This is a genomic window from Ignavibacteriota bacterium (assembly GCA_016212665.1).
Lineage (GTDB): Bacteria > Bacteroidota > Ignavibacteria > UBA10030 > SZUA-254 > FW602-bin19.
Genome location: JACREZ010000034.1, coordinates 1 through 14,371 on the forward strand (window position 1 = coordinate 1; position 14,371 = coordinate 14,371).

A 14,371-nucleotide genomic window follows, 5' to 3' on the forward strand; every position below is an offset into this window, starting at 1 on the left:
GACGGCGAGGTTTGGCACCTCGATGTCGGCTCATCGCATCCTGGGGCTGGAGAAGGTCCCAAGGGTTTGGCTGTTCGCCAATTAAAGCGGTACGTGAGCTGGGTTCAGAACGTCGTGAGACAGTTCGGTCCCTATCCTATGTGGGCGAAGGATATTTGAGGGAAGTTGCTCCTAGTACGAGAGGACCAGAGTAAACGGACCTACGGTGTACCTGTTGTCACGCCAGTGGCAAACGCAGGGTAGCCACGTCCGGTCGGGATAAGCGCTGAAAGCATCTAAGTGCGAAACCCATCCCAAGATTAGATATCCCTGGCTTTATGCCACTTAAGACCCGTAGAAGATGACTACGTTGATAGGCCACAGATGTAAAGGTAGTAATACCTGAGTCGAGTGGTACTAATAGGTCGTGAGACTTAACCAATAATTTTTATTGATACACAAGATTCCACCCGTTCCCAAAGAGAACTCATGTTGACAGGCAACTGCATCAACATTTTGGATTGAATTATTTGATTGTGAAGTTGTCCCGCTTTTCGCGGGCGACTCTTCTAAGATTTTTTCTGGCGACTATGCCGCGGGTGAAACACCTCTTCCCATTCCGAACAGAGCAGTTAAGCCCCGCAGGGCCGATGGTACTTTGCTTGTAAGGGCACGGGAGAGTAGGTCGTTGCCAGGAATTTAGTTTAAACCCCATCTTGTTTTTTTCAGGATGGGGTTTTTTGTTGTTGATAAAGATGTAAAGGCAGGTGTACTGGGACTACTGTACATGTAAGGACGCGTAAGTCCCGCCAGGGCGGGATACAATCCGGTTGTTACCTTGAATTTAGTTTGAAAATCCCATCTCGATTTATTTCAGCATGGGATTTTTCAATTACCTTCTACTGCAATTTTGAATTCTATACTTTGCTTTACTATTTTGTAAACCGTCAGATAATCATTATTAAAACGTCATGTTCTATCGGTTAACAGTTCTCCTTTTTTTCTTCTTCACTCTTGCAGCAACAGTATTGTTTGCCGAACGACTTCCCTTAAGAGTGTACACGACCGCCGATGGATTAGCGCGTGATTTTGTTGTCAAGATGGTTCAGGATTCTCGCGGGCGTATATGGTTCTGTACTTCGGAGGGACTTTCCCGTTTTGATGGTTATACTTTTTACAATTACACAGGAAGAAATGGTTTTCCCCACCGATTTATTTCCGATATGTTAGAAAGCCGTGACGGAAAATACTGGGTTGCAACGGCAGGCGGTTTGTGTGAATTCTTTCCAAAAGGAATTTCCGGGACTGGAGATTCGATTCAATTTTTTTCCGTTCATTATCTGAACAAGAACAAACCCGCACTTGGAGTCAATGCGGTTATTGAAGATAACGCAAGAAGAATGTGGTGTGCTACCACAGACGGACTTTATCAATATGAACTTCTACGGGGTAATTATGTAGCACAACGGATTGACTTCGGAAATCAAATTCGTTCGGAAAAATCGAACAATGTACTTGCTGTATTCTTTGATAAGAAGGGAAACCTGTGGGTTGCTACCGAAGATGGATTGTATTGCCGCCAGAGCAACGGACACATCGAACTGTATTCTATGGAAGACGGGCTTCCTACGAATGGCATCAAAATAATAACACAAGACGACCGAAATAATATTTGGGTCGGAACTCCGGCGGGGGCATGTTATCTGTCGTTCGATAAGAAAGCGGCCCGGTTTCAGGTGCGGAAAGTATTTACCACGAAAGATGGATTGCAGAATAGCTGGATCAACACGCTCTATTTTTCTAAACGAAATATCTTATTGGTTGGGACCACGGGCGGGCTCAGTACGATTGAGTACCGGGAAGAGAAACCGATAGTTGTTAAAACATATACTAAAGCAAACGGACTTAGTGATAACGGGGTCTCGGCAATTACAGAGGACAATGCGGGTAATCTCTGGCTCGGGACGGAAAGTGGCGGCGCGATGAAACTCGCCTTGAATGGATTTACAACATATTATCTTTCAGACGGGCTTAGTTCTGAACGCATCGGTGCAATCTTTGAAAATCAGTACAAAGAATTATGTGTACTTAGCGGTCTGGCGAGTTATGTCAACAAATTTAATGGGATGCAATTCCAGGCAACGAAAATTAATCTGCCGAAAACAATTCAAAACCTTGGATGGGGTTGGTATCAGACACACCTTCAGGATAGAAACGGGGAATGGTGGATTCAGACAGCACAGGGTGTAGTTCGATATCCAAAAGTTGAAACGGTAGAACAACTTGCAACTGTAACACCAATCAAAGTGTATACAACGGCAGATGGTCTGGGAGGGAATGATATATTTCGACTTTACGAGGACAACAAGAGCAACATTTGGATTAGTACTCTTGATAACCTCGCGTGTGTGTTGACGCGATGGGAACGAAAGACAGAAACGTTTCATCGGTTTCCCACATACGAGGGTTTCGAATATTCTGCGCCGACAGCGTTTTGCGAAGATAGTTCGGGAAATTTATGGATTGGTTCATACGGGGGAACATTGGCTCGTGTGAGGAATGATTCGTTTGAATTTTTCCCATCGCATTTCGGCGCGGCCGAAGGGTTGATTCGTGCAATGTTTCTTGATAGCAAAAATCGTTTGTGGATTGCAAGTTCCCTGGGCGGAGTGAGACGGCTTGATGATGTTACTGCTACCAAGCCTGTGTTTATCAACTATACAACCCGCGAAGGTCTAAGTAGTAACGAGGCAAGATGTATTACCGAAGACAGGTGGGGGAGAATTTATATCGGAACAGGTAAGGGTGTAGACCGGCTTAATCCCGAAACGGGACAAATAAAACATTACTCCGTTGCAGATGGGCTTGGAAGCAATTCATTAAACATTGCCTTTCGAGACAAGAGCGATGTGTTGTGGTTCGGAACGCTTCAGGGACTTTCCCGGTTGGAACCGGTTGAAGAGGTCTCGAACAGCGCCCCAACCATTTCAATTGATGGTCTTACTATCGCAGGAGTTCGACAAGCCATTTCCGAGTTGGGAGAAAGCGAATTATCCGGATTTGAATTACAATCGGATGAGAATAACATAGCGATTGAATTTTCGAGTATCGGGTTTGGCATCGGTGAAATTCTCAAGTATCAGTATAAACTTGATGGCGCTGAAACGGACTGGAGTACTCCAACAACACAACGCGCGGTCAACTTTGCAAGTCTCGCCCCCGGAGCATATCGCTTTCAGGTACACGCTCTCAATTCCGACGGACTGATGAGCGAGAAACCCGCGTCAATTTCTTTTGTGATTCTTCCTCCGTTCTGGCAGCGATGGTGGTTTATGATGATTGCGTTGATTGGCGTAGGTTCCGTTTTGTATAGTGTGTATCGAATTCGCGTTCAAAGAATTATCGAGATGGAGAACCTACGAAGAAGAATTGCTCAGGATTTACATGACGATATTGGCGCTGACCTTACACAGATTGCAATCTTTTCTGAAGTCATTAAAACGCGGATACATGATGCTGAAATAGAGTCAATGCTGGAGAAAATCGGAACGATGGCTCGCCGGGTCATCGGAGGAATGAGCGAACTCGTTTGGTACATTGACCCGCGGCATGACACGGTGAACGACCTCATCAACAGGATTGAGGAACTTGTCGGAGGTCTTCTTCAGGGAACGGAGATTCGTTTTTCTGTGGATTGTAATTCGACGTTGAAAGAAATCAAACTGACTCCGGAAATCAGGAAGGAATTGTTTCTCATCCTGAAAGAAGCATTGCACAACGCTGTAAAGTATTCTCAGTGTTCAACGATCTCATTTGTACTTTCTCTTTCAGGCAAGCGACTTGTTATCGAACTGAAAGATAACGGCAAAGGAATTAATGAGACACAAAACCGGAAAGGTCACGGACTTGAAAATATGCGCAAGCGTACGTCGGTCATCGGAGGAATATTTGTACTTGATTCGCTTCCTGACAAAGGAACGATGATTCGGCTCGATGTGCCGCTTGTCGTGCGTACGCGAGGAACTACCCGTTCGGGTAGTTGAACAGCGATGTGTTTTTCCATACCTTGTATCATGGTAAGAAAGCCGTTAGAATGATTTTTATTTCTTTAGTTGAAGACGATACCGGCGTACGCGAAGGATTAGCCGCGCTCGTGGGAGGAACCGAAGGATTTAAATGCGTTGGAAAATATTCGTCGTGTGAGGATGCCCTTGAAGGAATTGAGAGCGACACACCGGATGTGATGCTGATGGATATTGGTTTGCCGGGAATGTCGGGAATTGCCGGTGTTCGATTGGTGAAATCAAAATTTCCCGACATCAAAGTTCTCATGCTAACGGTGTATGAAAACAACGAGCGCGTGTTTGAAGCAATCTGTGCCGGTGCAGACGGATATTTGTTGAAGACAACGCCGCCCGTTCAATTACTGCAAGCAATTCGGGAAATTCATAGCGGCGGTGCGGCGATGTCTCCCGCAATTTCAAGAAAAGTGTTGGAGATGTTTCAGCGCTCGCACGGAAAATCGAGCGACGAATTCGACCTCTCACAACGTGAATTGGAAATTTTACAGCATCTTGTTCAGGGAAACAGTTACAAAGTCATTGCAGAAGCGTTGTTTGTTTCTGTCAACACAGTTCATTTTCATATCAAAAATATTTACCGAAAACTCCACGTTACTTCAAAATCGGAAGCGGTTGCTGTAGCACTGCGGCATCGCTTTGTCTGAGCGATTCGAATCATTCCGTATTGCGTTCCTCCTTTCAATACAATGGTAGGTCAACCTACCGCTTTATATAATCTTTCAATATTTCATTGAGACGAACTACCGAAACGGGTAGGTTTTTCAATGCTTCATTTTGGGTACATTTGTATCGTATAATTCAATCATCGAATTTTTTCGATTGCTCTTTTATCAATAATACATAGAAAAGGTTTTATGAAAACCACATTTACAAAATCACCACGATTGTTGGTGTTTGCTCTTCCGGTCATCTTATTTTTTTCGTTCGGCTTGATGCAAATACTTTTCGACAGCAACACCCCGGAGAATGTTCAGCCGTCATCTCTCCAAAAGAAAGAAGGATACAACGGTAGAGCCGACGTCTTCAAAAAATATTTTGAGGACTGGTACGCGCCGTACAAGGAATATGAACCGGGATTGCAAAAGCAAGCCGCTCAACAGATTCAGACGATGCCCACCGAAGACCAACGCATCGGTAAAAAAGGAAAATCTTCCCGGCTGGCGATGTCTCACTCGCCGTGGGTGCAAAAGGGTCCGTGGGGAGTGCGTAACGAGTATATGGACCCGCCTGTGTATTATTCCGGAAGAATTACAACGATTGATTATCATCCTTCAACAGGATATTATGTGGGAACGGCAGAAGGCGGACTCTGGGCGCAGGCGGCATTTGTCTTTGTCCCGTTGACAGAAAAACTTCCGTCGCTTTCCATTGGCGCAGTCGCGGTTGACCCGTCGGATGCTGACAGAATTTATCTCGGCACCGGAGAGTATCAGGGATTCCCGGGAACCGGTGTGTATCGTTCAACAAATGGTGGTGCGAGCTGGGAACCATTAGTGATTGATAATATGGATGATACGCCGAAACGCGTTTCAAAAATTTTAGTTGCACCGTGGGACAACAATATTGTATTTGTTGCATGTAACGAAGGATTATATCGAACATCGGACAAAGGCGATACATGGAAACAAGTCGGTTATGCAAGCATCAGCGACGTAGCAACTAATCCAAGTGGAACATTTATGTTAATGGGCACGCCCGGGGACAGAGTATCAAAATCTACCAACTTTGGTCTGAACTGGAGCATTGTGACTGACTTGCCTGTTTCGGACGTTCCCATTGGAGAGGAGCCCACTTCTCAGCATGTAGCAGTAGGAAGAATTTCTGTAGCAATTTCGAAAAGTTCACCTTCAACAGCGTATGTCCAAATCGGGGATAAATTCAGAGATTCGGTTATGGGTGTTTACAAAACCACTAACGCAGGCGGCAATTGGACAAACATTACACCACCACCATCAGCGCTGACAAACGGAAAAAAGAATTATCTGGCACAACAACGGTATAATAACGTTGTTGCAATTCACCCGACCAATGCAAATATCGTTTGGTTAGGCGGTGTATGGCTGTTACGATCTTCGAACGGCGGTTCATCGTGGAATCAGGTTGGCGTAACGAACACCGGGCAGTGGATTGTGCATCCGGATAATCATGCTTTGTTCTACAAAGACGCTAACACATTTGTTGTCGGTAATGATGGTGGATTCTTCACAACCTCGGATGAAGGCGTTACATGGAATTCCAACGTTAATAGGTTGCTGCCGATTACTCAATTTTATAATGTTGCGATAGAAACATTCGGAGGAAAAGTACGATACGGTGGAGCGCAGGATAACGGTATCATCGGCAGTAATCCTGATTTTCCCGATGATTGGATTTACCGGAAGCAAGGCGACGGAATTGATGTTGCCTTTAATCCTGCATCCGCTTCGATTATCTATCATGTTCTGAATTATTCTGATCCTTACTGGCGTGTCCGATCGGATAACCAAGGAACGTCGTGGGCTGGAATCAATTATGGAATAGACACGAATCATCGGAAGCAGGATTTTTGGGGAACGTACATCGTTCCTTCGAAAACTTCCGGGTCGAAAATTTTTACTAATGCCGGGCATTATATTTATATGAGCACAGACCGGGGAAATAACTGGACGATGGTGTTAGGGACAAATTCTTATGGCGTTGCAGGTCACTTTGACGTGAATTACGGGGACAATTTTATTTACGTTCCGAACAAAGGCGCCAAGTTGGATGGCAGCGCTAACGACCGGCTTTCCGGACTTGCGTACGATTCATCGTCGAAAAAATGGTCGCGTTTAGATATTGGTATCGGTTTGCCGAATTCGACGATTAAAAAAGTGCGCACATCCATTGAAGTATCGGCAACTGCCTACGTTTTGGCGAATTCCCCCTTCAGGCAGGTCTGGAAGACGACGAACAAAGGTCAGACGTGGACAGATATCAGCAGTAATTTACCGGATTATCTTCCGGTGAACGACATTCTCGAAGACCCGCTTGATACCGACCATCTCATTGTCGGGACGGATAAGGGAGCGTTTGCTTCGGATGATGCGGGCGCAAGTTGGTATCGTTGGAATACGGGGATGCCGGAAGCGGTTCGAATCTTAGATATTGATATATCATATCATGACGGAAATTTTTATGTCTTTGCCGGAACGTTCGGACGAAGCACGTTCGAGCGGAAACTCTATGCAACAGAACCGGCTGCATTTATCCCACCTAAACGGCTTAATTTTGGAACGGTCAGTCGCGGCGGCAGAACATTTGACACGGTACGGGTGACAAATATCGGCGCGGAAATTTTGGAAATCTCCGGCGTACAGATTTCCGATCCGGATATCACCATTAGCCCGCTCTCCGCTTCCATCGCGGCTGGAGAATCACGAGTGTTTACGGTCTACTACAATCCCTCAAGAAAAATTTACGGAGCGAGGCAGGGAACAATCGAGTTTCTCCATAACGGCGAGGGAGATTCGCGTATCGAAGTTCAAGCGTATGTCGGGAACAGTGAGAAATTCCGTTCGTTCATACCTGAAAATCTGACAGCGAAGAAAGCGGAGAAGAGAAAAGAAACGGTTTCGAACTGGGAATTCCATTTTGAAAATAATAACCCGACGCGTAATCCCGCTCATGCGCTTGTCGTCGAGTTCAAAAATGCGGTAAGTGAACTTGTCAGCAGTTCGCCGTTTGGAAAAACATCTGCCAACAAGGCGAAGAGGATTTGGACATTTTCAGAAGGCGACATTGCATTCGGGAATTTTGCCGTCATCAAAGGAATAAATCTTGGAACAAAAGGACAAGAAGTGAAACGATGGTGGTGGGTTGCCAATCTGGTTGATTGGAATGAAGATGAAGAGAGGATGACGGAAGGCGTGCTTGGAGTTATCAACGGCACGAAGTTTCCGGAGTCTCAGGTGATTGGCGCGGCAATGCCGAACACTGCCAACCTTCGGGAAGAACTTTTTGTTGAATACCCGTTTTCGAAATCCAACCCGCTCATCATCGGTGTGAAGGATAGTTTCCCGAAAGAAAAGAGAGTGGCGTGGGTTGCATTTGAAAAACCTGCCGACCTCCTTTCATCGCTCTTACCCGGCACACGCGGGGTACAGCACAACGGTTTGCCACGCTGGTTCGATTCGCTGGCGAACGGCAGGGAAATGATTGGCGCGTACAAAAAACTGCCGCCACAGATGCAAAGTAACAAACTCTTTGCGGAACTTGTTGCATTGAAAATAAATATCATTGCAAGCAAGATGGAAAAAACTCCGCTCGGATTCGGCGAACTGAAATTTCAGGAAGGCGGAAGCAGGTTCGACGGAAAGACGGTGGGGGAAATTTCCGCAATGGCAGATACGTTTATGACGTACGGGAACGTCGAGAAAATCGGAAGCGCGGCGGAGTTGTATGGCGTCATCCGGAAGATTGATTCGGCATTTAGCGGCGCGAACGATACGCTTTCGTTCTACCGGAAACTCCGGTTTACCGGCGTGCGTGAAATAGAGGAAGTTCAGTTCCTTGTTCAGGACCCGTCCATCGAGCCGGTTGTTCATACGTCCGGTATTGTCTTTACGGAAGTTCCGGACGAGTTTACGCTTTATCAGAATTATCCGAACCCGTTCAACCCCACTACAAATTTCGGATTTCGAATTTCGGATTTCGGATTGGTGACGTTGACAGTGTACAATTCGCTCGGACAGGAGATTGCCACAGTATTGAATCGTCAAGCAATAGAAGCGGGTGAATACGAATTCCTGTTTGAGGCGAGTACCCTTCCGAGCGGTGTTTATTTCTATCGCCTCACGGTGGAATCGGAAGATGAAGAAGGAGTTGCTCAGACATTCACAGACGCTAAGAAAATGTTGCTCCTTCGTTGATTTGTGATTCGTGAATGGTGAGTAGTGGGTTCATAACCATTTTTGTTTAACCAATCACTACTTCAGCAAACACCAACTAACGATTCACAACAAAAGAGAAAGCCCGCCGTTTTGAGAATATCAGAACGGCGGGCTTTTTGTTCTTGTTACGATTTATACGAATGGGTCTTTGCTAAAAATTAGTCTGAAACCCTATCTTGATTCTTTCAGGATAGGGTTTTTTGTTGAATTTAGCAGGCTATTAAAAATATTTTTGAAACTACTTGACAATTTCTAAAAAAATTATTAGACTTGGGCAGTTAATTATTAATTAGATACACAAATTATTGGGGTCTTCTTATGAAACTATCTACTAAGATAATCATGCTTACGTGCTCTTTATTTGTCACCATCGTTGTTGTTTCAGCACAACCGAAATGGGCTTTACAGGTAAGCGGAACTTCGATGAAACTCAATTCGGTTAGTTTCTTTGATACACTTTCCGGAGTTGCAGTTGGTAACAACGGAATTATATTACGTTCGATAAATGGAGGAACAAGATGGACACAGGTTCCAAGCGGGACGACCTATACTCTTTCTTCCGTTGTATATTCTTCATCTTCAATCGCGATGGCGGCAGATGGTGGAAAATGTTTCGATGCTGGATGCGGAAATATATATCGAACGACAGATGGTGGCGCATCATGGTTTGAAATGGCAATGCATGGCGCTGATTATCCATCATTGTCGTTTGTTACTTCGCAGAAGGGTATCATTGCGGGAGGAGGGTATGACTTTGGAGGTAATCCATATTCCTCAGTTAGCAAGACAACCGATGGAGGTGTATCATGGTTTTCTTATTTTCCGTTAGTCAACAACCAATGGTTCTATAAAATTATGGACGATATCAACTATGTTGATACAACATTTTGTATTGCCGCCACCGGAGATGGACTAATCTTACGACACGACAGGGACACTGTGGTGAATAGTTCAAGAACGAGTTACTGGAGTGTGGTGGACAGCCTGCCGGTAAGTATTCGCCGTATGTTTTTTTTCGATACTTTGTATGGAACGGTGGTTGGCACTAATGGTAATATATGGAGAACAACTGATGGCGGAGATACGTGGCAACAGCAAATCAGCAATACTACACAACATTTAAATAGCGTTTATTTTCTATCAGTGAACGAGGGGTACGTAGCGGGAAATGGCGGAACAATTCTGCACACAACAAACGGCGGTACAACGTGGACTACCGAATTAACCGGGACAACACAACATCTCAACAAGATACTGTTCACCGATGTACAACATGGATGGGCAGTAGGCGACAATGGAGTGATTCTTAAATACGGTTCGTTCACATCATGCAACCTTTCAAGAACAACGGTTGATTTTGGCTCAATCAATAACAAGAGTGAATTTGAAAGCACAATTCAAATCAAAAACAACGGAACATTGCCTCTTGCCGTTTCTTCCATTGTTTCGGATAATAGTGATTTTACCGCTAATATGAATGACGTAACTGTTTCTGCCGGAGGCACTGCGAACGTGATAATAACATTTCATCCCGTGACACCCGGCGAGAAATCCGGAAACATTATTTTTACACACGATGTCTTTCCATTTGCTGATACAGTTTCTGTGCGAGGAACATCGCTTGATTTTGATACGACATTTGTTGAAGTGAATGAGAAATGGAATCTGATATCCAATCCCCGTCTTGTCTCGGATAATTCAAGAACGGCGTTGTTCCCTTCGGCTCTCACCGATGCGTTTCAGTACGAGCAAGGTTCGGGTTATACACAAACGAATACAATACTAAACGGAAGAGGATATTGGCTTAAGTTCAATTCCTCCGCTACAACAAAAATAGCAGGTGTTGTTATTACGAGCGATACGATTGATGTGCAAGCAGGATGGAATCTTATCGGGACGATTTCGCATCCGGTGACTGTTCAATCTATTCTCAACGTCCCCGAAGGAATAGTTACCTCGAAATATTTTGGATTTGAGAATGGTTATGTTGAGGCAACAACTATTCAACCGGGACGCGCATATTGGGTAAAAGCAAATGCAAATGGGAAATTGGTTCTCACAAATCCCTGACAGAACATAACAAGATTATTTCTCAGCCCCGTTTTTATCACTAAGAGCGGGGCTTTTTTGTTTGAGTTTCTCCCCGCAAATCCTTAGTTTCATACCGTGCGCAGAAAGCGGAACATAGAATTTCATAACGAGAGAAGACGAATCGGCTCGATTGTCTCTCTCTTTTTTGTTGCGCTTGTTGCTTCTTTCCTTTTTACAAATCAAGTTTCCGCACAATCAAATTACAAGTTCGACCATCTTGGAATGGAAGACGGGCTTTCGGAAAGTATTGTCCTCTGTGTTCTTCAGGATAAGGAGGGATTCATGTGGTTCGGGACGGCGGACGGGTTGAACAGGTACGACGGTTACTCGTTCACCGTGTTCAAAAATACTCCGTCCGATTCGTCGTCGCTGATAAATAATTATGTCACCGCGTTGTTTGAAGACCGCGCGGGGAATCTCTGGGTCAGCACGATTACCGGACTTGATTGGTTCGACCGGACACACGAACGATTTGTTCATTACAACGGTTCTCTTTCCGAGAACAAGACGAACGTTCCGGTCTCTTCTCCGACCGCCGTTGTTCAGGATGCCCGGACAAATGAACTGTGGGTGGGAACCGCAAGCGGCGAACTCTATCAATTTCTCGCACGGCAGGAAAACCCTGCATCGCCTCCACGCATGAAAATTCTGAACCGGTACGTTCATTCTCCGACAGATGCAAACGGACTTCATGGCAGTTATCTCACAAACCTCACATTCGATACCGATGGAAATTTGTGGATTGGAACGAGAGACGATGGCATCAACATGTTCGACAAACGAACGGGAGCGTTTCGTCATTTCAAACATATTCCGTCTGACCCGCACAGTCTCAGCCATAATTTTATTCAAAAAATATTGTGTGATGATGAAGGGAGAATGTGGTTTGGAACGGAAGGGGGCGGAGTCAACCGGTTTGATGCAACGTCAGACCATTTCGTGCGCTACATGAACAACTCCCGTGATGCACATTCTCTTTCGCACAACGTCGTTCGTCCTGTGTATCAGGATAAGCGCGGAACACTCTGGATTGGAACCGACGGCGGCGGGTTGAACGTGTATGATAAACAAAACGATTCGTTTGTTCACCTGTTGCATGATAATTTGAACCCGTCGAGTCCGGCATCGAACCGGATTCTTTCCATCATCGAAGACCGCGCGGGGACGCTCTGGTTCGGGACGTGGGGAAAAGGCGTTGACCGCTTTTCACCATCGAAACAAAAATTCAAACAGACCGAAACGATGAATCTTGTCATGAGCAAACTCCCGACGAAGTTTATCATTTCCTTGTTTGAAGATAGCCGCGGTCGGTTGTGGTTCGGAACGCATGGCGCCGGCGTGCTGATGTTCGAGCCGCAAACAAAAACAACGGAACTGTTTACGTATGAGCCGCTCAATAAAAATTCTCTCCCGAACAACACGGCGTGGTCGGTGCGGGAAGATGGAAACGGCGTCCTCTGGTTCGCGACGGATGATGGAGTCGGTTCGTACAATCCCGACACGAAGCAGTTCGGGAGGATTGGCGTCAATCTTTCTTCGACATATTCGTTGAGCAGTAAGTACGCAGGAAGCATTTATCCGGAACAGTCGGGCAATATCGTTTGGGTTACAACCGACAAAGCGCTCGAAAAAATTGACGTACAGAACGGAACAGTGAAATCATTTCCATACTCGCTTGGTTCGCCGGAATGGGTGAATGGTTTTATCACGGCGGGATACAACGATTCGAATGGCGTACTTTGGCTTGGAACGAGTCCGTTGCTCGCGTTCGACACGAAGACCGAGAAATACATCTCACACAAAAAAAATATCGGCAAGCGGCCGGTGAGTTTTATCGCAGAAGACAGCAAGCAACGGATGTGGCTCGGGACGTTTAACGACGGCGTGTTTCTGTTCCCGAACGATGGAAGCGAGCCGAAACATTTCACCGAGAAGGAGGGTTTGCCGAATAATGTTTGCTACGGAATGTTGGAAGATGTGGATGGATATTTCTGGCTCAGTACGAACCGGGGAATTTCGCGGCTGAATCTCGCGACGCTACAGTTCCGCAATTACGATGTGAACGACGGATTGCAAAGCAATGAATTCAACCGGAACGCATTTTTGAAAGGAAAAGACGGACGATTGTACTTCGGAGGTGTGAACGGGTACAACGAATTTCTTCCGGGGGAAATTAAAGACAATGAATATGTCCCGCCGGTTATCCTTACAGCGTTCAGGAAATTTAATGAACCGGTGAACTTTGAAACGCCAATTCGATTCATGAAGGAACTGACGTTGAGTTATCAGGAAAACTTTTTTTCGTTTGAATTTGCCGCGCTCGATTTTACCGAGCAAAGCAAAAACCGCTACAACTATATGCTTGAAGGATTCGATGAGCATTGGGTGGATGCGGGAACGCAACGCATGGCAAATTACACGAACGTTGACCCGGGAGAATATGTCTTTCGTGTTCGCGGCTCGAACAACGATGGCGTGTGGAACGAAGAAGGCGCGTCAATACGAATTATTATTCCTCCTCCCTTTTGGAAAACTTCATGGTTCATTGGTTTGGTGATTGTGTTGACTGCGGGAGCGTTCGGCGGAACGGTGCGGTTTATCTCGACGCAGAAACTGAAACGGACAATTGCACGGCTCGAACAAGAGAAAGCAATTCAGGAAGAGAGGCAGAAAACGCGTGAACGGATTGCGCGGGATTTGCACGACGACCTTGCATCAACAGTCGGGAGTGCGGGATTTTTTATCGAGTCGGTGAAGCGGCAACTACCCGAAGCGCCGCACCAGGCGAAAGAATTTCTCAACCGGACAAGTTCGCTGTTGAACGAAGCCGAGCAGGCAATGAGCGATATTGTCTGGAGCGTTTCACCTCAACACGATACATTAGAGAGCTTGATTCTCCGCATCCGATTGCTGACGACGGAACTCTGCAAAGCGAACAACATCAAATATGAAATTACGCTCGATGGAAAAAGCATTCAGGTTTCTTTGCCCGATGAAGTACGACGCAATATTTACCTTGTGTTCAAAGAAGCAATCACGAATGCGGTGCGGTATTCGGAAGCAACATTAATTAGGATTCATGGAGTAATGGAGTCTGGAGTGTTGGAGTTGATTGTTGCGGATGATGGAAAAGGTTTTTCTGAAACTGTTCGCGGTGATGAATCAAACAGAAGAACGATGAGCGGAAACGGATTGAGAAATATGCGGAAACGCTCGGAAGAAATCGGGGCGGAGTTTTCCATCGTTTCGGAAGAAGGTAAAGGAACGACAGTCCGGCTTGTCACAAGAATAACGCAAACGAGTCATTGA

5 protein-coding genes and 2 rRNA genes are annotated in these 14,371 nt (G+C 45.7%); all 7 read left to right on the plus strand.

Features of this window, described 5'->3' with window-relative positions; genetic code table 11:
- A 23S ribosomal RNA gene (locus HY960_12060) occupies positions 1–432 on the plus strand; the annotation flags it as partial.
- Between the two features lie 127 nt (positions 433–559).
- A 5S ribosomal RNA gene (gene rrf / locus HY960_12065) occupies positions 560–676 on the plus strand.
- Positions 677–950: 274 nt separating this feature from the next.
- Positions 951–4,022, plus strand: a complete 3,072-nt coding sequence (locus HY960_12070) for a hypothetical protein (protein MBI5216477.1) — start codon at positions 951–953, stop codon at positions 4,020–4,022.
- A gap of 50 nt (positions 4,023–4,072) precedes the next feature.
- Positions 4,073–4,705, plus strand: coding sequence for a response regulator transcription factor (locus HY960_12075; protein MBI5216478.1), 633 nt, complete (start codon positions 4,073–4,075; stop codon positions 4,703–4,705).
- Positions 4,706–4,915: 210 nt separating this feature from the next.
- Positions 4,916–8,950, plus strand: a complete 4,035-nt coding sequence (locus tag HY960_12080; protein MBI5216479.1) for a T9SS type A sorting domain-containing protein — start codon at positions 4,916–4,918, stop codon at positions 8,948–8,950.
- 363 nt (positions 8,951–9,313) lie between these two features.
- Positions 9,314–11,041, plus strand: coding sequence for a DUF1573 domain-containing protein (locus HY960_12085; protein MBI5216480.1), 1,728 nt, complete (start codon positions 9,314–9,316; stop codon positions 11,039–11,041).
- A 96-nt stretch (positions 11,042–11,137) separates the two neighbouring features.
- Complete coding sequence (locus tag HY960_12090) at positions 11,138–14,371, plus strand: ATP-binding protein (GenBank protein ID MBI5216481.1); 3,234 nt, start codon at positions 11,138–11,140, stop codon at positions 14,369–14,371.